The 18,865-nt window shown below is 67.3% G+C and carries 19 protein-coding genes; 7 read left to right on the plus strand and 12 right to left on the minus strand.

Annotated features, from left to right (window positions below; translation table 11 throughout):
* Positions 1–128: 128 nt before the first annotated feature.
* Positions 129–779: a transposase gene (locus AC5P76_RS15000; protein WP_253118908.1), complete on the plus strand. Its 651-nt coding sequence runs from the start codon at positions 129–131 to the stop codon at positions 777–779.
* Between the two features lie 174 nt (positions 780–953).
* On the opposite strand, the gene AC5P76_RS15005 is transcribed toward AC5P76_RS15000, so the two are convergent.
* From AC5P76_RS15005 to AC5P76_RS15025, 5 genes are all read right to left on the minus strand, one after another.
* Positions 954–2,210 carry a cysteine desulfurase gene (locus tag AC5P76_RS15005; protein ID WP_253118909.1) on the minus strand — a complete coding sequence of 419 codons (1,257 nt, stop codon included), beginning with the start codon at positions 2,208–2,210 and terminating at the stop codon, positions 954–956.
* Positions 2,207–3,469, minus strand: coding sequence for a Fe-S cluster assembly protein SufD (gene sufD, locus AC5P76_RS15010; RefSeq protein WP_065182414.1), 1,263 nt, complete (start codon positions 3,467–3,469; stop codon positions 2,207–2,209). Before sufD ends, AC5P76_RS15005 begins: the two co-directional genes overlap by 4 nt.
* Positions 3,469–4,233, minus strand: a complete 765-nt coding sequence (gene sufC, locus AC5P76_RS15015) for a Fe-S cluster assembly ATPase SufC (RefSeq protein WP_053516654.1) — start codon at positions 4,231–4,233, stop codon at positions 3,469–3,471. Before sufC ends, sufD begins: the two co-directional genes overlap by 1 nt.
* A 65-nt stretch (positions 4,234–4,298) precedes the next feature.
* Positions 4,299–5,774, minus strand: coding sequence for a Fe-S cluster assembly protein SufB (sufB, locus tag AC5P76_RS15020; RefSeq protein WP_065182413.1), 1,476 nt, complete (start codon positions 5,772–5,774; stop codon positions 4,299–4,301).
* Positions 5,775–5,791: 17 nt separating this feature from the next.
* The gene (locus tag AC5P76_RS15025; protein WP_053516656.1) at positions 5,792–6,247 is read right to left on the minus strand and encodes an SUF system Fe-S cluster assembly regulator; all 456 of its coding nucleotides are present in this window, start codon (positions 6,245–6,247) and stop codon (positions 5,792–5,794) included.
* Between the two features lie 214 nt (positions 6,248–6,461).
* On the opposite strand from AC5P76_RS15025, the gene AC5P76_RS15030 reads away from it, so the two are divergent.
* Complete coding sequence (locus tag AC5P76_RS15030; protein ID WP_053516698.1) at positions 6,462–6,929, plus strand: SET domain-containing protein; 468 nt, start codon at positions 6,462–6,464, stop codon at positions 6,927–6,929.
* Between the two features lie 132 nt (positions 6,930–7,061).
* Entirely contained in the window at positions 7,062–7,604 is a 543-nt protein-coding gene (locus AC5P76_RS15035) for a type 1 glutamine amidotransferase domain-containing protein (RefSeq protein WP_111186009.1), read from the plus strand.
* A 68-nt stretch (positions 7,605–7,672) separates the two neighbouring features.
* Here the strand turns inward: AC5P76_RS15035 and AC5P76_RS15040 are convergent, their stop codons facing one another.
* From AC5P76_RS15040 to AC5P76_RS15055, 4 genes are all read right to left on the minus strand, one after another.
* The gene (locus AC5P76_RS15040) at positions 7,673–8,269 is read right to left on the minus strand and encodes a YceB family lipoprotein (RefSeq protein WP_065174554.1); all 597 of its coding nucleotides are present in this window, start codon (positions 8,267–8,269) and stop codon (positions 7,673–7,675) included.
* 77 nt (positions 8,270–8,346) lie between these two features.
* The gene (locus tag AC5P76_RS15045) at positions 8,347–8,886 is read right to left on the minus strand and encodes a hypothetical protein (protein ID WP_053516659.1); all 540 of its coding nucleotides are present in this window, start codon (positions 8,884–8,886) and stop codon (positions 8,347–8,349) included.
* A gap of 55 nt (positions 8,887–8,941) precedes the next feature.
* Positions 8,942–9,250, minus strand: a complete 309-nt coding sequence (locus tag AC5P76_RS15050; RefSeq protein ID WP_053516660.1) for a DUF3861 family protein — start codon at positions 9,248–9,250, stop codon at positions 8,942–8,944.
* Positions 9,251–9,549: 299 nt separating this feature from the next.
* Positions 9,550–9,948, minus strand: a complete 399-nt coding sequence (locus tag AC5P76_RS15055) for an HU family DNA-binding protein (RefSeq protein WP_053516661.1) — start codon at positions 9,946–9,948, stop codon at positions 9,550–9,552.
* Positions 9,949–10,319: 371 nt separating this feature from the next.
* On the opposite strand from AC5P76_RS15055, the gene AC5P76_RS15060 reads away from it, so the two are divergent.
* Positions 10,320–10,751: an OsmC family protein gene (locus AC5P76_RS15060; RefSeq protein ID WP_053516662.1), complete on the plus strand. Its 432-nt coding sequence runs from the start codon at positions 10,320–10,322 to the stop codon at positions 10,749–10,751.
* A gap of 46 nt (positions 10,752–10,797) precedes the next feature.
* Here the strand turns inward: AC5P76_RS15060 and AC5P76_RS15065 are convergent, their stop codons facing one another.
* Entirely contained in the window at positions 10,798–11,676 is an 879-nt protein-coding gene (locus tag AC5P76_RS15065; protein ID WP_065182410.1) for a PhzF family phenazine biosynthesis protein, read from the minus strand.
* 123 nt (positions 11,677–11,799) lie between these two features.
* Positions 11,800–12,672 (minus strand): PhzF family phenazine biosynthesis protein, encoded by an 873-nt coding sequence (locus tag AC5P76_RS15070; RefSeq protein WP_253118910.1) that lies wholly within the window; start codon positions 12,670–12,672, stop codon positions 11,800–11,802.
* Positions 12,673–12,747: 75 nt separating this feature from the next.
* Here AC5P76_RS15070 and AC5P76_RS15075 point away from each other — a divergent pair, with 75 nt between their 5' ends.
* The 3 genes from AC5P76_RS15075 to murD all read left to right on the plus strand — a co-directional run bounded on the left by AC5P76_RS15075 (position 12,748) and on the right by murD (position 18,161).
* Complete coding sequence (locus AC5P76_RS15075; RefSeq protein WP_253118911.1) at positions 12,748–15,342, plus strand: bifunctional aspartate kinase/diaminopimelate decarboxylase; 2,595 nt, start codon at positions 12,748–12,750, stop codon at positions 15,340–15,342.
* A 76-nt stretch (positions 15,343–15,418) separates the two neighbouring features.
* Complete coding sequence (murL, locus tag AC5P76_RS15080) at positions 15,419–16,771, plus strand: UDP-N-acetyl-alpha-D-muramoyl-L-alanyl-L-glutamate epimerase (RefSeq protein ID WP_197572648.1); 1,353 nt, start codon at positions 15,419–15,421, stop codon at positions 16,769–16,771.
* Positions 16,752–18,161: a UDP-N-acetylmuramoyl-L-alanine--D-glutamate ligase gene (murD, locus tag AC5P76_RS15085; protein WP_053516669.1), complete on the plus strand. Its 1,410-nt coding sequence runs from the start codon at positions 16,752–16,754 to the stop codon at positions 18,159–18,161. The genes murL and murD overlap by 20 nt, the downstream gene beginning before the upstream one ends.
* A 93-nt stretch (positions 18,162–18,254) precedes the next feature.
* Here murD and AC5P76_RS15090 read toward each other — a convergent pair whose 3' ends face one another.
* Positions 18,255–18,845, minus strand: a complete 591-nt coding sequence (locus AC5P76_RS15090; RefSeq protein WP_197601296.1) for an SMI1/KNR4 family protein — start codon at positions 18,843–18,845, stop codon at positions 18,255–18,257.
* Positions 18,846–18,865: the final 20 nt, after the last annotated feature.

Consider the following 18,865-nt stretch of genomic DNA (forward strand, 5'->3'; position numbering starts at 1 on the left):
ACCCCGGCGTCTACTGACCCGACGCCACACCATGAACCGACTGGCACGGGCGCTGAATCGGCAGATGCTTGGGGTCAGATCCCTTCGCGCAGTGAAGAGCTCTGACCCCTTGTTTCCAGGAGGAGCCCATGCCAAGGCCACCACGGATCGATGCACCCGGATACCCGCAACATGTCGTCCAGCGCGGCAACAATCGCCAGCCCGTGTTCTTCACCGAGGGCGACCGCGTCGCCTACTTGCGCCTGCTGTGCCACCACGCGGGCCAGCAGCACTGCCGGATTCACGCCTATGTCCTGATGGACAACCACGTCCACCTTCTGGTGACGCCTGATGTTTCCGGTGGGCTGTCGCGGATGATGCAGGCGGTGAACCGGGCCTACGTGCGCCGGGTGAATGATCGGCAGGGCCGCACTGGAACCCTGTGGGAGGGGCGTTTCCATTCCACGCTGGTGGATACGGATCGCTATCTGCTGGCCTGCCAGCGCTATATCGAGCTCAACCCGGTGCGTGCGGGGACGGTGGAGCATGCCGGACACTATCGCTGGTCGAGCTATCGAGCCAATGCGCAGGGCAGAGCGAATGCGCTGGTCTTGCCGCATTCGGCATTCGAGCTGATTGCCTTGGATCTGGATGAACGGCGCAGGCGCTATGCGGAGTTCATCGAGGAAGGTATTCCTGCCGCGGATGTGGCGGCGATCCGGCGAGCATTGCAGTCGCAACGGCAGTTGTCGGGAATGCTGATGGGGTCAGATCCCTTTCGCGGTGCGAAAGGGATCTGACCCCGGTGTGCTGGGCGGCGTAGGCGTTATGCGGAATTCGTTGCGCAGGGCATTCCTGCGGGTGATCTGGCGGAGATTCGGGGAGCGTTGCAGTCGCAGCGACGGTTGTCGCGGATGCTGACGGGGTCAGAGCCCTTTCGCGATGCGAAAGGGATCTGACCCCGGTGTTCCGGGTCAGCCGAGCAGCTTACGTACCTTGGTCAGCGCGGTCATGAACCGCTCGATCTCTTCGTGCGTGTTGTAGAACGCCAGCGAGGCACGGCAGGTGGCCGCGACGCCGAAGTATTGCAGCAACGGATGTGCGCAGTGCTGGCCGGAACGCACAGCCACGCCTTCCAGGTCGAGCAGGGTGGCCAGGTCGTGTGCATGCGCGCCGTCGATCAGGAACGAGACCACGGCCGCCTTCTCCGGCGCTTCACCGATGATGCGCAGGCCCTCGACGCGGCGCAGCTCTTCGGTGAAGTGAACGAGCAGCTCGGCTTCCCGCGCCTCCACGTGCTCCTGGCCGATGTCCTGCAGGTAGTCGGCGGCCACGCCCAGGCCGATGAAGCCGGCGATGTTCGGGGTGCCGGCCTCGAACTTGTGCGGGGCATCGTTGAACACGGTGCCGTCGAAGCTGACTTCCTTGATCATCTCGCCACCGCCGAGGAACGGCGGCATCGCGTCCAGATGCTCGCGGCGTGCCCACAGGGCGCCGGTGCCGGTCGGTCCGCACATCTTGTGGCCGGTGATGGCATAGAAGTCGCAGCCGATCGCGGCGACGTCGACCTTGCGGTGTGGTGCGGCCTGCGAACCGTCCACCACAGTGATGATGCCGCGCTTGCGCGCCTCACGGCAGATCTCGCGCACCGGGTTGACCGTGCCGAGCACATTGGACACGTGGGTGACCGCCAGCAGCTTGACCTCGGGGGTCATGGCCGCACGCAGCGCATCCAGGTCGAGCGCGCCATCCGGGGTGATCTCGGCCACGCGGAGGGTGGCGCCGGTACGCTGCGCGACCAGCTGCCACGGCACGATGTTGGCGTGGTGCTCCATGCGCGAGACCAGGATCACATCACCGGACTTCAATCGCGGCAGCGCCCACGAGTACGCCACCAGGTTGATGGCGAAGGTGGTGCCGCTGCACAGCACCAGATCGCTGGGGCGCACGTTGAGGAAGCGCGCCAGTTTGTTGCGCGCACCTTCGTAGGCATCGGTGGCTTCGCTGCCCAGGGCATGCACCGCGCGGCTGACGTTGGCGTTGTAGCGGCGATAGAACTCATCCACCGCGCCGATCACCTGCACCGGTTTCTGGCCGGTGTTGGCGTTGTCGAAATAGACCAGCGGCTTGCCATGCACTTCACGCATCAGCAGCGGGAAGTCGAGACGCACGCGATCCCAGTCAGGGGCGCTGGCGCGTTCTTCGATCGGACGCGGGGTGGAGAGATTCATGCCACACCCGCCTCGGCCAGGGCCTTGTCCAGGCGGCGTGCCAGCTGCTCGCGCAGCGCGTCCGGCAGTACCTTCAGCGGCTCATGGCAGAACGCGGCACTCAGCAGTGCCTGCGCCTGTGCCTGCGGCAGGCCACGCGAGCGCAGGTAGAACAGCGCGTTCGCGTCGAGCTGGCCGACGGTCGCACCGTGTGCGGCTTTCACTTCGTCGGCATCGATCACCAGCACCGGCTGGGTGTCGATCTCGGCGTCGGCCGACAGCAGCAGGTTCTTGTTGGACAGGTTCGCGTCGGTGCCGTCGGCGCCTTCGCGGATCTGGATGCCACCATGGAACACCACGCGGCTGCGGTTGGCGGCCACGCCGCGCCACAGCAGCTCGCTACGGGTATCGCGGGCGATGTGGTCGATGCCCAGGCGGGTATCGACGTGGCGGCGGCCATTGCCGAGCAGCACGCCATTGGCGGTCAGCTGCGCGTTGTCGCCTTCCAGCCGTACGTTCAGTTCATGGCGGCTGAGCGCGGCGCCCAGTTCCAGGTCTACGCGGTGATACTGCGCGTCACGGGCCAGCACCGCGTCGGTGCGCAGGATGCTGGTCTGGCGTGCACTGCCGGCCTGCACGCGCGCATGCTTGAGCACGGCATCGCGCGCAACGTGGACGTGCAGCACGGTGTTGTCCAGGTGGGCGGAGTCACCGACGCTGAAGCGGTGTTCGACCACGCCCAGGCTGGCGCCGGCACGCAGTTCGATCAGGTGGCGGTGGTGCCAGGCCAGATCGGTGTCACCGGCGACGCTGGCGAACACCAGCTGCAGCGGTGCCTCGACCTGCACGCCGTCGTCCACGCGCAGCACCGCGCCTTCATCGGCCAGGGCGGCATTCAGGCGGGCGAACACTTCGTCGCTGCGCTCGTAGCGGCGGCCGAGGAAACGCGCGGCATCCTCACCGGCGGCCAGCGCCGAGGACAGCGGTTCCAGCTGCACGCCGGCCGGCAGGCCGTGGGTGTCGCTCAGTGCGTCGCTGAGGCGGCCGTTGACGAACACCAGGCGCGGCGCGGGGATGTCTTCCAGCACGGCCACATCCAGCACCGGCGGCGACAGCGGCGCGGCGGCGAAGGCACGGCGCTCCAGCTGGCGCAGCGAGGTGTACTTCCAGGCTTCGTTGCGGGCGGCCGGCAGGCCATCACGCAGGGCTGCATCCAGCACTTCGCGGCGCGCATCGCTGCCGCAGAAGGCCTGGGCCATGGAATCAAGCAGGGCGCTCATCAGACCGCCGCCTCGGGCACGACCCGGTCCTTCAGGAAGTCATAGCCGTGCGCTTCCAGTTCCAGCGCCAGTTCCGGGCCACCGCTCTTGACGATGCGGCCGTCGGCCAGCACGTGCACCACGTCCGGCTTGATGTAGTCCAGCAGGCGCTGGTAGTGGGTGATGACCAGGAACGAACGGTCGGCGGCGCGCAGCGCATTGACGCCGTCGGCCACGCTCTTCAGCGCATCGATGTCCAGGCCCGAATCGGTTTCGTCGAGGATCGCCAGCTTCGGTTCCAGCACGGCCAGCTGGAAGATCTCGTTGCGCTTCTTCTCGCCACCGGAGAAGCCTTCGTTGACGCCACGGTGCAGCAGTTCGTCCTTCAGGTGCAGCACGGCCAGCTTCTGCCGTACCAGCTTGAGGAACTGCATGGAATCGAGTTCGTCCTCGCCGCGTGCCTTGCGCTGTGCGTTCAGTGCCGCGCGCAGGAAGTAGGTGTTGTTCACGCCCGGGATTTCCACCGGATACTGGAACGCCAGGAACAGGCCGGCAGCGGCGCGCGCTTCCGGGTCCTGGTCGAGCAGATCGACCCCGTCGAACCGGACGCTGCCCTCGGTCACTTCATAGCCGTCGCGGCCCGCCAGGACGTTGCCCAGGGTGGACTTGCCGGCGCCGTTCGGGCCCATGATGGCGTGTACCTGGCCGGGCTGGACGTCCAGCGAAAGGCCCTTGAGGATTTCCTTGTCGCCGATGCGGGCGTGGAGGTTTTCGATCTTCAGCATGGTGGGGATTTCCGTGAGGCGGGCCGCAGCCCGCCGATAAAAAGAATGCGTTGCGAGGGCAGGGCTCAGCCCACCGAACCTTCCAGCGAGACTTCCAGCAGCTTCTTGGCTTCCACTGCGAATTCCATCGGCAGTTCGCGGAACACCTGCTTGCAGAAGCCGTCGACGATCATCGACACCGCGTCTTCCTGGCTGATGCCACGGGCGCGGCAGTAGAACAGCTGGTCATCGGAAATCTTGGAGGTGGTGGCCTCGTGCTCGACGGTGGCGCCCGGGTTCTTCACCTCGATGTAGGGGAAGGTGTGGGCGCCGCACTGCTTGCCGATCAGCAGCGAATCGCACTGGGTATAGTTGCGTGCGCCCTCGGCATTGCGGTCGACCTTGACCAGCCCGCGGTAGGTGTTCTGGCCGCGACCGGCGCTGATGCCCTTGCTGACGATCTTGCTCTTGGTGCGCTTGCCGACGTGGATCATCTTGGTGCCGGTGTCGGCCTGCTGGCGATGGTGGGTCAGTGCGACGGAGTGGAATTCGCCGACCGAGTCATCGCCCAGCAGCACGCAGGAGGGATACTTCCAGGTGATCGCCGAGCCGGTCTCGACCTGGGTCCAGGTGACCTTGCTGCGTGCACCGCGGCACTCGGCGCGCTTGGTGACGAAGTTGTAGATGCCACCGACGCCGTTCTCGTCGCCCGGATACCAGTTCTGCACCGTGGAGTACTTGATCTCCGCATCTTCCAGCGCCACCAGCTCGACCACCGCGGCGTGCAGCTGGTTCTCGTCGCGCATCGGCGCGGTGCAGCCTTCCAGGTAGGACACGTAGGCCTTGTCCTCGCACACGATCAGGGTGCGCTCGAACTGGCCGGTGTGGCCGGCGTTGATGCGGAAGTAGGTGCTCAGCTCCATCGGGCAGCGCACGCCCCTGGGAATGAACACGAAGCTGCCATCGGAGAACACCGCCGAGTTGAGCGCGGCGAAGTAGTTGTCACCGACCGGCACCACGGTGCCCAGGTACTGGCGCACCAGTTCCGGATGTTCCTTGATGGCTTCGGACATCGAACAGAAGATGATGCCCTTCTCGGCCAGCTCCTTGCGGAACGTGGTGCCGACCGAGACCGAGTCGAACACCGCGTCCACCGCCACACCGGCCAGCTTGGCGCGCTCGTGCAGCGGCACGCCCAGCTTGTCGTACGTATCGAGCAGTTCCTTGGGCACGTCATCCAGCGAGGCGTACTTCGGGCCCTTCGGTGCCGAGTAATAGCTGAGCGCCTGCAGGTCGATCGGGGCGATCTGCAGCTTGGCCCAGTTCGGCATCGGCATCGTCAGGAAGTGGCGGTAGGCGTCCAGGCGCCACTGCGTCATCCATTCCGGCTCGTCCTTCTTGGCGGACAGCGCACGGATGGTGTCCTCGTCCAGGCCCGGGGGCAGCGAGTCCGATTCGATGTCCGTGACGAAGCCGGCCGAGTACTTGCGGCCGAGCTGCTCATGGATCTCGCGGTTGGGGGTGTCGTCGTGGGCGACGGTTTCGATGGTTTCGGTGGCCATGGGGGGCTGCCTACGGATCAGGAGACGACGTCGACAGCGATGGTGCGGCGCTGTTCGTCATCGACAAGGGGAAGAGGGGGCAGGATCTGCGCCAGGCTGACATCGCGAAGGGCCTCGGAGACCACGTCGTTGATCAGCCGCCAGCTGCTGCGCGCGCCGCACTTGGGCGCCATGCCGCACTGGTGGTGGTCGTGGCTGCACTCGGTCAGGGCCAGCGGCCCTTCCATTGCTTCCACCACTTCGAACAGCGAGACCTCCACGGCGGGCCGGGTCAGCCGATAGCCGCCGCGGACGCCGCGCAGGCCCTCGACCAGGCCGGCCTGTGCCAGCGGCTTGAGAACCTTGCTGACGGTGGGCGGCTCCAGGCCGGTGAATTCGGCCAGCTCGGTGGCGCTGAGCACTTCGCCCGGACGGGCGGCGAGCACGGTCAGCACGACGGTGGCGTAATCGGTGAGTTTGGTGACGCGCAACATGGGGGATGCGAGCGGTTCTTAAAGCGGACTGAAATTGTACGCTTTTCTTCGCCGGCATCCAACCCGGGCATTCAGCCGGCGCTGGGAGACCCTGGCCGGGGCCGTTCACCCGCAGTCACGATCGGGGCGACATGCTGGAGCATCGGGACGATTTTCGCAATTGCCCGGAATGGGCGAGAATCCGGGTTCCTTTCGCTGCAAACAGCCCGTGCCGATGCCGAAGAAGATCCAAGCCCGCAAGTCCGCCATCCATGGCAACGGTGTGTTCGCCGTGGCCCCGATCAAGCAGGGCGAGCGCGTGATCCAGTACAAGGGCCTGCTGCGCAGCCATGGCGACGTCGATGCCGATGACAGCGGTGACGTCGAAAGCGGCCACACCTTCCTGTTCACCCTCAACGACGACTGGGTGATCGATGCCAATTACAAGGGCAACGATGCGCGCTGGATCAACCACAGCTGCGACCCCAACTGCGAGGCGGTGATCGAGGAAGATGCGGACGGCGACAGCCGTGGTGACAAGGTGTTCATCGAAGCGCTGCGCGATATCGCCGCCGGTGAGGAGCTGACCTACAACTACGGCATCGTCCTGGCCGAGCGCCATACGGCCAAGCTGAAGAAGATCTGGGAGTGCCGCTGCGGTTCCCCCAAGTGCACCGGCACCATGCTGCAGCCCAAGCGCTGACCGGCACCGGGTACGGCCGGCCGATCGCCGGCCGCATCGCGGACATGCACCTGCCATCGACACGCGGGTCACTCCGCTTCAATGCACGTTGCCGCACGCTGGGTACTCATCCTCACCAACGGGAGTGCACCCATGGCCCAGCGCCTCAAAGGCAGGCAGATCGCCATCCTGGCCACCCACGGCTTCGAGCAGTCCGAACTGATTGAACCCAAGCGCCTGCTTGAAGCGGAAGGCGCCCGGGTCAGCGTGATATCGCCGGCGAAGGAAGCCACCATCAAAGGCTGGAAAGAGAAGGACTGGGGCGAGGCGGTGGCGGTGGACATCCCCCTGAGCGAAGCCGACGCGGCAGGGTTCGACGCGCTGGTGTTGCCTGGTGGCGTGATCAATCCGGACACGCTTCGCACGGATCAGGCCGCCGTGGACTTCATCCGCGACGTGGCGGCGGCCGGCAAGCCGGTCGCGGCGATCTGCCACGGCCCCTGGCTGTTGATCAACAGTGATCTGGCCAACGGTCGCGAGGTCACCTCGTGGCCGTCACTGCAGCAGGATCTGCTCAACGCCGGTGCGCGCTGGCAGGATGCCGAGGTGGTGGTGGACGGCAATCTGATCACCAGCCGCAAGCCCGACGACATTCCCGCCTTCAGCGAGGCCGTCGTCCGCGCGCTGGCCGCCTGACGATTCCAAGCTGACATCGTGGCGTGCCCGGCCGCTGGACGCCGCCGGGCACCGTGTTGCAGCTCGGCTCAGTTGCCGAGCAGGCCCGCAGGCACCAGGTTGCCGAGGTTCTGGTTGAAGGTGACGACCAGCTTGCCGTTCTTCACCTGTGCCGATTGCACCTGCAGCGCACCGAGCATGCCGGCCACGGCCGGATCAAGCTTGTAGATCGGTTCACGCTGCGCATAGTCGCTCAGCCAGGCATTGAGCAGCCCGCGGGTACGTGAATCGAGGCGGCCGCCCTGATTGGCCGGGGTGAAATCGTCCACGCTCGGCTGCTGCAGGTGGAAGCCCTGGGTCTGGGCGTCATAACGCAGGCCGCTGCTGAGCTTGACCGTACCGAGCTTGGCCGGACTGCCGCCGGCGGTCGCAAGCGCCACGTCCATGCCCAGGTTCAGGCGTTCGCCTGCGGGAAGGCTCAGTTGCGGATGGCTCATCGTCAGCGCGATCAGGCCGCCAAGTGCATCCTGTGTACGCGGGAAACTGCCGTCCAGGTACTGCTGCACGTCGCTGGCGCCAACCGAGAGTTCGCGGCCGGAAATCGAAGGTGCGGCCTGCGCGCCGATCGCAGCGGCGATCAGGACGGTGGCGGCGGCGAGGCGGGTCATCAGGGGACGCAGGCGCATGGCGGTGACCGGAAAGGGCGGGGTGGCTACAGAGTAGCTTTGCAGGCTGAATCGAGCGTGCATGCCGTTGCAGCGGTTCAGTCCAAAGAGGGCCGCAGCTGCGCCGACTGGATCTGCCAGGCACTGCCGTCGGCGTTGGGCTGCACGCGATACCAGCCACCAAAGCGGAAGGTGCCGTCGGCGGTCACGGCGCGGACCTGGACCGGAACTTCCAGCAGCTGCGGCGGATGCTTGCCGTCGACGGCGACCGGCGTCTGGCTGCGCAGGCGCAGGGCGCGCACGTTGTCCAGCTGGCGCAGCGCGGCGTCATCCGCCCGCCGCGGATCGGCGGGGGGGAAGGTCCAGGCAGCGTCGCTCGCGGCGCGGTCGCGATTGAGCAGGTCGGTCATGTAGCGGCTGAGCATGTCCCCGGGCGGCTCCGCGTCGTCGGCCACTGCAGCCAGCAACGGGAGGACGGTGGGTGGCCGCAGCGGTGCAGCCTCATCGTCCGCAGCCGTCGGTTGCCGGCGTGCATCATCCGGTCTGGTGGCGACCGGGGCGGTGATATCCACTGCGGGGGGCGGCCGGGAACAGCCCAGCGCCACCAGTGGCATCAGCAACAGCAGGGTCCTGCGCATGGTGCCTCCTCCCCGAGGCGACCTGGAGGACGGCAGTGTATCGACTACGGGGCCTTCAGCGGGAGGAGGGCAGCTGATCCAGCGCATCCAGCGCCGGCAGGACCTGGGCGGCGAGTGCGGCCAGTGCATGACCGTCGGTGTCGGCATGACGCTGCACGATGTCGCGCAGCAACTGGGTGGCGACCACCAGCGTGGCGCGCTCGTCGCCACTGAGCCCTGCGGTGCGCGGTGCCGCTTCGAGCAGTCGCATCAGGTCGCGACTGGCGCGATGTTCCAGTTCGATGGTGCAGCGCCCGGTGCACTGCAACCCGTCCTTTTCGATCGGAGTCACCGAGATCCGGTAGCGGGTGGAGGGGCTGGCCATGAGAGGTGCTCGCCGTTGCTGTGGGGGAATGTGCCCACCATAGGCAAGGCCGCCGCCGGCGGCGACGGCCGGCGCTGCACGCAGTGTTCCACCCGGTTGGACGAAGTGCGGGGGAAGCGTGGCCGCAGCCTTTGGTGGCGGGCCTGGGAGGCCGATTGCGCTGCTGGGGCAACGCTGTGTTGCGATGCCCGGCGCCGTGCCCGGAAGATGGTCGCTGCCTGCGCGGAACCGCCGGGGGCGCCAAAAAAAAACGGGACGGCCTGGGCCGTCCCGTCATGCATCCGCCGAATGGCGCGCGCTTACAGCGCGGCGTCCTTCAGCTTCTTGAGCGGACGAACCTTCAGCTTGGTGGTGGCCGGCTTGGCGGCGAACCACTGCTCTTCCTTGGTGAACGGGTTGATGCCCTTGCGCTTCGGCTTGGCCGGCACATTGACGGTGGTGATCTTCAGCAGGCCCGGCAGGGTGAAGGAGCCAGCGCCCTTCTTGTGCACCGAAGAGGCGACAGCGCCTTCCAGCGAGGCCAGCACAGCGCGCACGTCCTTGGCGACAACGCCGGAGGCTTCAGCGATGTGTGCAACCAGGCCGGACTTGGTCAGCACTTCCTTGATCGGCTTCGGAGCGGCCGGCTTGGCGGCAGCCTTCGTCGCGACTTTCTTCACTGCCTTCTTCGGGGCAGCCTTCTTAGCGGTCTTTGCCATGGTTTCCTGTTCCGTGAACGGTTGGTTGTTTGGTCGGCGCCGAACCCCGTCGGCAAGCGCAATGTAGGGCAACTCTCGGGCGCCGCCAATAGCCCGGAGCGCGGAAAGTGCATGTTTTTTCATATCCAGGCCGATTCAGTACATGGCCGGCGGTAGGGGGCAGGGGCACCCGGAGGGGCAGGAAAGCGCCGGCCCTTTCGCCGGGTGGAAGTGCGAAACCGCTGAAAACAAGGGGAAAACGGCATGGCGCGGAGGTGGCGCGAAGCAACCGGAGCACGCGTGCCGGGCACGCTGCAATGCGGCAGAGCGACGCAGGCATAACGTGCGCCATGCGAGGGTGACCGTTCATCACCGCCACACAGGAGCAGCAAATGGGAATCTCGCGACACGCCACCGCGCACTGGGAAGGCGATCTGAAGTCCGGCAAGGGACAGTTGAGCACGCCGCAGAGTGGCCTGCTGGACAAGACCCGCTATGGGTTCAACAGCCGTTTCGGCGAGGAGAAGGGCACCAACCCGGAAGAGCTGATCGCCGCCGCGCATGCCGGCTGTTTCACCATGGCGCTGTCGGCCAAGCTCGGCGAGGCCGGTTTCACTCCGACGTCGCTGGATACCGAGGCGAAGGTGGATCTGTCGATGGAAGGTGGCCCACAGCTTTCGCAGATCCGGCTGAAAGTGAAGGCCGTGGTGCCCGGGATCGATGCGACGCAGTTCCGTGCCATCGCCGACGATGCCAAGCAGAACTGCCCGGTGTCCAAGGCACTGAGCGCGGTGCCCATCAGCCTGGAGGCCGAGCTGGGCTGAGGTCGGTAGCGCCGGGCCATGCCCGGCGTCCCAGGGCAACCACCCATCACCAATCAAGGGTGCCGGCGATCACCGTCTGCACCTGACCGCCGGACCAGACCTCGCCGGCCTCGTCCACGCGCAGGGTCAGGCGTGCGTCATGCCCGACCTCCCGGCCCTGGCTGACGTCGAATGCCTCGCGGCCCCGCGGCAGGGCGCCGCGCAGGTCCAGCCATGCCGCCAGCACGGCGTTGGCGGCGCCGGAGGCGGCATCCTCGAAGCGGCGCCCGTTGCCGACGAACGCGCGCACGGCCAGATCGAAGCCTTCGTTGCCGTCGGCGAATGCATAGGCGAACACGCCCATGCTGTCGGTGGATTCGGCCAGCGCAGCCACCGCGTCCCAGTCCGGGCGCAGCGCGCGCAGGGCCGATTCATCGGCAACCTGGACCACCCACCAGCTGCGCCCGCCCTGCATGCGTGCGGGCGGCAACCGACCCAATGGCCAGCCCTTCAGGGCCGCCTGCAGGCGCGGATCGTCCGCCTGCGCGGTTTCGGCCAGCTGCGCGCGCGGGGTACGGATGGCAATGCGCTGTTGCGCGCCTTCGCCGCTGACCCGCAGCGGCAGCGCGCCGGCAATCCCGTCCTGCACCAGCAGGCCATCCACCGCCTCCGCCAGGCCCGCCTGCAGCACGGCATGCGCGGTGCCTACGCTGGGGTGCCCGGCAAACGGGACTTCCTTCTGCGGACTGAACATGCGCAGGCGGTAGCTGGTTCCCGCCGTCTGCGGCGGGAACACGAAGGTCGTCTCGGGCAACCGCGTCCAGCGGGCGATGGCCTGCATGGTGTCGTCGTCGAGTCCGTCGGCATCCAGCACCACGGCCAGCGGATTGCCGGCACCGGCGCGCGGGGAGAACACATCCAGTTGCAGGAAACGGCGTGCGGACATCAGTGACAACTCCAGGAAACGATGGGACGGTGGCGCGGGGCCATGCTCCGCGAGCGCGCAGCGCGGCGAGTCGCCGGGCATGGCCCGGCGCTACCGGCAAGGCGGCATAGGGTAGCGCGGGGGCTACCAGTGAATCTGCCCATCGATCACCGGCTGCACCTGGCCGCCAATCCATACCGTGCCCTGCGCATCGACCTGGACCTGGACCTCACCATCGCGGCCCACTTCGCGGCCCTGGCTGGCCACGTAGCCGGCATCCGTGCCCGGCAGCGCGCTGCGTTGCCGCAGCCAGGCGCCAATCAGCGCATTGGCACTGCCGGTCACCGGATCCTCGGGGACGTTCACCGCATCGCCGGGGCAGAAAGCGCGCACCACGAGCGCGTGCGCGGCCGCCTGTTCCGGTGCGAACACGGCCACGCCGGTGGCGCCGGTGGCATTGGTCCAGTCGCGCACGGCGGCCATGTCCGGCGCCAGGGAGCGCACGCTGGCGGCATCACGCAGGGGCAGCAGCCACCATCGTGGACCGTTGTCCCACAACTCGGCCACCTGGCCCTCGGCGGCCTGGGCCAGCAGCGCTTCCGGCACCGCCCCGGGAGCGGCATCCAGGTGCCGTGCTGCGGGGCTGGCGAGCTGGATCGTCGGTGCGGCAGCCGGGCCGGACACGCGCACCGGCAACAGCCCGGCGGCGCACTGCTGCACCAGGGCACCGTCGCGCGGCACGGCCAAGCCGCTGGTCACCGCTGCCCAGGCGGCACCGACACTGGGGTGGCCGGCGAACGGCAGCTCGCTGGCCGGGGTGAAAATGCGTACGTGGTAGTCGGCACCGGCCGCGGTGGGGCGGATGAAGAACACTGTCTCGGACAGGTTCAGCCAGGCGGCCAGCGCCTGCATGCGGTCGCTGGAAAGCCCGTCCGCGTCAAATACGACACCCAGTGGGTTGCCCGTGCCGGGACGGGGAGCAAAGACATCGAGCTGCAGGTAACGATAGGCGGTCATGGCGGGGATATTGGGCTTAGAATCGAAGGTTCCGCCCCCCGGGGGCGGCTTCCCCACAATACACATAGCCAATCCATGTCAGCTTCCCCCCTTGTCGATCGTTGGATCGTACTGAAGTTCGGCGGCACCTCGGTGTCGCGTCGCCATCGCTGGGACACGATCGGGAAGCTGGCGAAAAAACGCGCGGAAGAAACCGGCTCGCGCGTGCTGGTGGTGGTTTCGGCGCTGTCCGGGGTGACCAATGAGCTGACCGCGATCGCCGACGGTGCGGCGGACAGCCGTGATCGCGTCGCCGCGCTGGTCGAACGCCACGAGGCATTCCTGGTCGAGCTGGGCCTCGGCCGCGAAGTGCTGGCCGAGCGTCTGGCCGCCCTGCAGGGCCTGCTGGACGATCCGCGCGCGGCCACCCGGCCGCTGGACTGGCAGGCCGACGTGCTGGGCCAGGGTGAACTGCTGTCCTCGACCGTGGGCGCTGCATACCTGCGCGCGTCCGGGCTGGACATGGGCTGGATGGATGCCCGGCACTGGCTGGATGCACTGCCGCCGCAGCCGAACCAGAGCGACTGGTCGCAACGCCTGTCGGTGAACTGCCAGTGGCGCTCGGATGCGGACTGGGCGCAGCGCTTCCGTGCGCAGCCGACCCGCCTTCTGATCACCCAGGGCTTCATCTCGCGGCACGCGGACGGTGGCACTGCCATCCTCGGCCGTGGCGGTTCGGACACCTCGGCGGCGTACTTCGGTGCGCTGCTCGGCGCCAGCCGGGTGGAAATCTGGACCGACGTGCCGGGCATGTTCAGCGCCAATCCCAAGGATGTGCCGGACGCGCGCCTGCTGACCCGTCTGGATTACTACGAGGCGCAGGAAATCGCCACCACGGGTGCCAAGGTGCTGCATCCGCGCTCGATCAAGCCGTGCCGCGATGCCGGTGTACCGATGGCGATCCTCGACACCGAGCGCCCCGAGCTTCCAGGTACCAGCATCGACGGCAATGCCGCGCCGGTACCGGGCGTGAAGGCAATCAGTCGTCGCAACGGCATCGTGCTGGTGTCGATGGAAGGCATCGGCATGTGGCAACAGGTCGGCTTCCTGGCCGATGTGTTCGCCCTGTTCAAGAAGCACGGCCTGTCGGTGGACCTGATCGGTTCGGCCGAAACCAATGTCACCGTGTCGCTGGATCCGTCGGAGAACCTGGTCAACACCGATGTGCTGGCCGCGCTGTCGGCCGACCTGTCGCAGGTGTGCAAGGTCAAGGTGATCGTGCCCTGTGCGGCAATCACCCTGGTCGGGCTGGGCATGCGCTCGCTGCTGCACAAGCTGTCGGATGTGTGGGCCACGTTCGGCCGTGAGCGCGTGCACATGATCTCGCAGTCGTCCAACGACCTGAACCTGACCTTCGTCATCGATGAGGCCGATGCCGATGGCCTGCTGCCGATCCTGCATGCGGAACTGATCGACAGCGGCGCCATGCCGGTGGAGGAAACCGAGGTGTTCGGCCCGCGCTGGCGCGAGATCGCCGGCACTGTTCGCCCGCGCGGCACGCCCTGGTGGCGCGGCCAGCGGGCACACCTGCTGCAGCTCGCCGACGCGGGCACCCCGCGCTACGTCTATCACCTGCCGACCGTGCGGGCGCGTGCCCGCGCGCTGGCTGCGATCAAGCCGATCGACCAGCGTTACTACGCGATCAAGGCCAACAGCCACCCGGCCATCCTGCAGTTGCTGGAGTCGGAGGGTTTCGGCCTGGAGTGCGTTTCGCATGGCGAGCTGAAGCATGTGTTCCAGCACCTGCCGGAACTTTCGCCCAGGCGTGTGCTGTTCACCCCCAGCTTCTGCCCGCGCAGTGAGTACGAGGCCGCGTTCGCACTTGGCGTGACCGTCACCGTCGACAACGTCGAAGCCCTGCAGCGCTGGCCGGACCTGTTCCGCAACCGCGAGCTGTGGTTGCGCGTGGACCTGGGGCGCGGCGAAGGTCACCACGCCAAGGTCCGCACCGGCGGCAAGGAGTCCAAGTTCGGCCTGCCGATCGCCCGCGTCGATGAGTTCGTCCGTGCCGCCACCGAACTGGGCAGCCGGTTGGTCGGCCTGCACGCCCACCTGGGCAGCGGCGTGGAAACCCCGCAGCATTGGCGCCTGATGTGCGATGAGCTGGCAGGCTTCGCCCGCCGCATCGGCAGCGTGCAGACGATCGACATCGGCGGTGGCCTGCCGATTCCGTACAGCGACGAGGACGAGCCCTTCGATCTGGACGCGTGGGCTGCTGGCCTGGCCGAGGTCAAGGCGCTGCACCCCGCATTCCGCCTGGCCATCGAGCCGGGGCGCTACCTGGTGGCCGAGTCCGGCGTGCTGCTGACCCATGCCACCCAGGTGGTGGAGAAGGACGGCGTGCGCCGCGTCGGCCTGGATGCCGGCATGAATACGCTGATGCGTCCGGCCCTGTACGACGCCTGGCACGACATCGAGAACCTCAGCCGCCAGGGCGGGTACGCCGAGGCGGCATTCGATGTCGTCGGCCCGATCTGCGAGTCCAGCGATGTGTTCGGCAAGCGGCGCAAGCTGCCGGTGTCCACCGCGCCGGACGACGTGATGCTGATTGCTGACGCTGGCGCCTATGGCTACGTGATGTCCAACACCTACAACCAGCGGGCGCTGCCGCGCGAGGATGTGATCGAGTGATCGCCCTGCGCGCGCTGCACCCGCCCACCGACACGCCCCGCGCAACCGCGCGGGTCCGTGCCTGACCGGATACACCATGACTGCTTTCGACAAACACCAGGTCTCCCGTTTCCGCTTCGTCCGCTGCGAATTTGCCGCGGACAGCGGCGTGGCACGGCTGGTCTACGCCTTCGATGATGGCCCCGAGATGGTGGAAACCATCACCGTTCCCGGCGCCCCGTTCGTCCTCGACCCGGCGCGCGCCGCTGCCGTGCAGCGAGCGCTGCAGCTGCTGCACCTGATCGCCGGCGTCAGCTACTACAAGGCCGGCGTGCCGGAGATCGTCAGCATCGACAGCTACGCCATCGATGCCGATACCGCGGCGCTGGTGGAAGCGATCTACCTCAACGGCCTGGGCGAGTTCGCCTACCGCAACGGCCTCAACCTGCGTGGCCGCTTCCGCCTGCCGGTGCAGGGCGAGCCGGTGCAGGCACCGGAGGTGGGCCTGCATCCGCATGCGCTGGTCGCCATCGGTGGCGGCAAGGATTCGCTGGTCAGCATCGAAGCGCTGCGACGGGCGGGCGTGGACGAGACGGTCACCTGGATCGGCGGTTCGCAGCTGATCCGTGCCTGCGCCGAACGCACCGGCCTGCCGACGCTGAACCTGGGCCGCGCGCTGGCGCCGGAGCTGTTCGAGCTCAACCGCCAAGGGGCGTGGAACGGCCATATCCCGGTGACCGCGGTGAACTCGGCGATCATGGTGCTGGCAGCCCTGCTGCAGGGCGTGGACCAGGTGGTGTTCTCCAACGAACGCTCGGCCAGCTACGGCAGCCAGATTCCGGGCACCGGCGAGGTGAACCACCAGTGGTCCAAGGGCTGGGCGTTCGAGCAGGCCTTCGGCAGCCATGTGCAGGCGCACGTGGCCGCAGACCTGCAGTACTACTCGCTGCTGCGACCGATGTCGGAACTGGCGGTGGCCCGCCAGTTCGCCAAGAGCGACTTCTACGACGCGCATTTCTCCAGCTGCAACCGCAACTTCCATATCCTCGGCGAGCGCCCGGTGAACCGTTGGTGTGGCGTCTGCCCGAAGTGCCATTTCGTGTTTCTGGCGCTGGCCCCGTTCATGCCCAAGACCCGCCTCGTGCGCATCTTCGGTCGCAATCTGCTGGACGATGTCGAGCAGGCCGGTGGCTTCGACGCGCTGCTGGAGTTCCAGGATCACAAGCCGTTCGAGTGCGTGGGCGAAGGTCGTGAATCGCGTGCAGCAATGGCGACCCTGGCGCAGCGACCGGAGTGGAAGGAAGATGCGCTGGTGAAGCGCTTCTGCAACGAGATCCAGCCGCAGCTCGACGCGGCCGAACTGGAGCTGGCGCCGATGCTGCAGCTGCAGGGCGAGCACCGCATTCCGGCTGCGCTGTGGGAACGGGTGCGTGAAGATTTCTCAGCTTGAAGGAAAGCGCGTCGCGCTGTGGGGCTGGGGGCGTGAGGGCCGTGCCGCATTCGCGGTGCTGCGTGCACGCCTGCCGACGTTGCCGCTGAGCCTGTTCTGTCCGGCCGCCGAAGCCGATGCGGCGCGCGCGGAAACGCAGGGGTCACTGGAGGTGCGTGGCGAGCCTTCGGCCGAGGCGCTGGCCGCGTTCGACGTGGTGATCAAGTCACCCGGCATCAGTCCCTACCAGCCGATCGCGGTGGCCGCGGCGGCACGGGGCACGCGTTTCATCGGGGGCACCGCGCTCTGGTTCGCCGAGCATGCCGCTGACGACGGCATTGTCCATGACACCGTGTGCGTGACCGGTACCAAGGGCAAAAGCACCACCAGCGCGCTGGTCGCGCACCTGCTGCGTGCCGCCGGTCATCGCACCGGCCTGGTCGGCAACATCGGCCTGCCGCTGCTGGAGGTGCTGGACCCGCAGCCGGCGCCCGCGTATTGGGCGGTGGAATTGTCCAGCTACCAGACCGGCGAAGTGGCGCGCAGTGGCGCGCGACCGCAGGTGGCGGTGGTGTTGAATCTGTTCCCTGAGCATCTGGACTGGCATGGCAGCGAACAGCGCTATATCGAGGACAAGCTGCAGCTGGTCACCGATGCCGCTCCGTGCATCGCCGTGCTCAATGCCGCCGATCCGCATCTGGCGGAACTGACGCTGCCGCACAGCCAGGTGGTCTGGTTCAACCAGCCGCAGGGTTGGCACATGCGTGGCGACATCGTGCATCGTGGCGAACAGGCGGTGTTCGATACACGCAGTACGCCGCTGCCGGGCCGCCACAACCGCGGCAACCTGTGTGCGGTGCTGGCCGCGCTGGAAGCGCTGGGCCTGGACGCGGCGGCGCTGGCGCCGGCCGTGCAGGATTTCCGTCCGCTGCCCAACCGGCTGCAGCGCATCGGCGTGGCCGATGGGCTGACCTACATCAACGATTCGATCAGCACCACGCCCCACGCCAGTCTGGCGGCACTGGAGTGCTTCAGCGGCCAGCGCATCGCGCTGCTGGTGGGCGGGCATGACCGCGGCCTGGACTGGACCGATTTCATGCAGCACATGGCGCACGATGTGCCGCCGGTGGAGATCGTGACCATGGGCAGCAACGGCCCGCGCATCCACGCGATGCTGCAGCCGCTGGCCGATGCAGGTCGATTCGGGCTGCATGCGGCCGTCGACCTGCCGGAGGCCATGGCGCTGGCACGCGCTGCGCTGGGCCAGCAGGGCGGGGTGGTGCTGTTGTCGCCGGGCGCACCAAGTTTTGGGGCCTACCGCGATTACGTTGCGCGCGGACGTCACTTCGCCGAGCTGGCCGGATTCGATCCGGACAGCATCAGCGCGATTCCGGGCCTGGGCATCGCCTGAGGGGGGCGGATCCCTTTCCGCAGGAAAGGGTTCTGACCCCGGCGGGATCCCGGCCGGCAACCCACCGGCAAATTCATCCACGCAGGCGTGGATCTACGCTTCCTCGATGAACGCGTAGTCGCCGTCAATCAACTGCTGCAGATACGCATCGAAGCCGGGCGCGATGACCGCATAGCTGTCCGGATCATGCAGGTAGCGCACCACCTGGCCGACGGAGCCACCCGGTGCCGGGTCGAAATCCAGGTACAGCATCGAGGTGCCGCCGTTGTTCATGCAGTGCGAGAAGCACAGGCGGCGGCTCATCGGTACGTCGGCATCGATGCCGTCGCCGAGAATCTCCGGTTCGTCGTCCAGCCATTCTTCGTAGATCGAGCGGATGCTGTCGTCCCAGTGCCGGTGATCCTCGAAGATCTGTGCGACCGAGCGCAGGTAGTAGGGGTATCCGCCGCCTTCCACGTCCGAGCCGAGCATCAGCACGCAGACCTCGCCCTCGGGATACCGGCGGAAATGCGTGCCATCCACGCGCGACAGCAGCGCAACCAGACTGTCAGGTACCTGCGGCCACTGCGCACGCAGGCGTTGCAGGTCTCCGGCGCTGGCGCCCTGGACATGCGCCCATTGCGCAGCATCGTCGGCGGGCAGGCGCGGCATCAGGCCGGACAGGAATTGATCGACAAGGTTCATTCGCAAACAGGGGCTGGGCG

Source organism: Stenotrophomonas sp. YJH_SMC_36 (assembly GCF_059369935.1).

Coding starts and splice junctions, on each gene's coding strand:
- AC5P76_RS15000 (WP_253118908.1), top strand. CDS start 129: ATGCCAAGGCCACCACGGATCGATGCACCCGGATACCCGCAACATGTC.
- AC5P76_RS15005 (WP_253118909.1), bottom strand. CDS start 2,210: ATGAATCTCTCCACCCCGCGTCCGATCGAAGAACGCGCCAGCGCCCCT.
- sufD (WP_065182414.1), bottom strand. CDS start 3,469: ATGAGCGCCCTGCTTGATTCCATGGCCCAGGCCTTCTGCGGCAGCGAT.
- sufC (WP_053516654.1), bottom strand. CDS start 4,233: ATGCTGAAGATCGAAAACCTCCACGCCCGCATCGGCGACAAGGAAATC.
- sufB (WP_065182413.1), bottom strand. CDS start 5,774: ATGGCCACCGAAACCATCGAAACCGTCGCCCACGACGACACCCCCAAC.
- AC5P76_RS15025 (WP_053516656.1), bottom strand. CDS start 6,247: ATGTTGCGCGTCACCAAACTCACCGATTACGCCACCGTCGTGCTGACC.
- AC5P76_RS15030 (WP_053516698.1), top strand. CDS start 6,462: ATGCCGAAGAAGATCCAAGCCCGCAAGTCCGCCATCCATGGCAACGGT.
- AC5P76_RS15035 (WP_111186009.1), top strand. CDS start 7,062: ATGGCCCAGCGCCTCAAAGGCAGGCAGATCGCCATCCTGGCCACCCAC.
- AC5P76_RS15040 (WP_065174554.1), bottom strand. CDS start 8,269: ATGCGCCTGCGTCCCCTGATGACCCGCCTCGCCGCCGCCACCGTCCTG.
- AC5P76_RS15045 (WP_053516659.1), bottom strand. CDS start 8,886: ATGCGCAGGACCCTGCTGTTGCTGATGCCACTGGTGGCGCTGGGCTGT.
- AC5P76_RS15050 (WP_053516660.1), bottom strand. CDS start 9,250: ATGGCCAGCCCCTCCACCCGCTACCGGATCTCGGTGACTCCGATCGAA.
- AC5P76_RS15055 (WP_053516661.1), bottom strand. CDS start 9,948: ATGGCAAAGACCGCTAAGAAGGCTGCCCCGAAGAAGGCAGTGAAGAAA.
- AC5P76_RS15060 (WP_053516662.1), top strand. CDS start 10,320: ATGGGAATCTCGCGACACGCCACCGCGCACTGGGAAGGCGATCTGAAG.
- AC5P76_RS15065 (WP_065182410.1), bottom strand. CDS start 11,676: ATGTCCGCACGCCGTTTCCTGCAACTGGATGTGTTCTCCCCGCGCGCC.
- AC5P76_RS15070 (WP_253118910.1), bottom strand. CDS start 12,672: ATGACCGCCTATCGTTACCTGCAGCTCGATGTCTTTGCTCCCCGTCCC.
- AC5P76_RS15075 (WP_253118911.1), top strand. CDS start 12,748: ATGTCAGCTTCCCCCCTTGTCGATCGTTGGATCGTACTGAAGTTCGGC.
- murL (WP_197572648.1), top strand. CDS start 15,419: ATGACTGCTTTCGACAAACACCAGGTCTCCCGTTTCCGCTTCGTCCGC.
- AC5P76_RS15090 (WP_197601296.1), bottom strand. CDS start 18,845: ATGAACCTTGTCGATCAATTCCTGTCCGGCCTGATGCCGCGCCTGCCC.